The following is a 579-nucleotide window of genomic DNA, read 5'->3' as shown; positions in this document are numbered from 1 at the left end:
AATAGTTTGTGGGAAGTTATAAAAATGCTAGAAGAAAATAACGAACTGAAATTTAAAAATGACAGACATGTAATAGGCTCAAGTGAACTAGGATTTCTTAAGTTGATAGAAACGACTTACAGCAAGAAGCAGTTAGAGGGAAATATTAACTTAGCGTCAGAATGGGAGCTTGCAAGAAATCCTGTTACTTTTGAAGAAGTTTTAAATAGTAATAAAAAATGTAGGGTTGAACATGAATTAATAGACTCTGGCTTAGATGATGAAATAACTTCTAACGATAATGTAACTTTAGAGGATTATCAAACACTAAAAGAAGGGAATTATATGGAGCTTCACAACTTAATAAGTGTATTGCCTTGGATATTGAGTAATGAAGAATTTAAACAAGTTATCAAAGAAGGCAAATGGTATTTAGAAGATTAGGAGGAATAAAAATGGATTTAGTATTAATTTTAGTCTTATTGGGTTTACAAGCAACTTTGCTTATAATGAGTATAAATACTCTAAACAACAAATTAAATCGCTTAGAGGAGCAAATTAGAGCGAATGAGGTGCATATAGAAGGACAGGCACAGAGAA

The 579-nt window shown here is 31.1% G+C and carries 1 protein-coding gene; it reads left to right on the top strand.

All coding sequences use genetic code 11. The annotated features are described in order from the left end of the window. A partial coding sequence (locus AZI32_RS17520) for a hypothetical protein (RefSeq protein WP_345968972.1) occupies positions 1-423 on the top strand: 423 nt, incomplete at its 5' end. Between the last annotated feature and the right edge of the window lie 156 nt (positions 424-579).

This window comes from Clostridium sp. ATCC 25772 (assembly GCF_001573875.1).
Taxonomy (GTDB): Bacteria; Bacillota; Clostridia; order Clostridiales; family Clostridiaceae; genus Clostridium_J; species Clostridium_J senegalense.
This window is presented reverse-complemented; position numbering and strand designations above follow the sequence as displayed.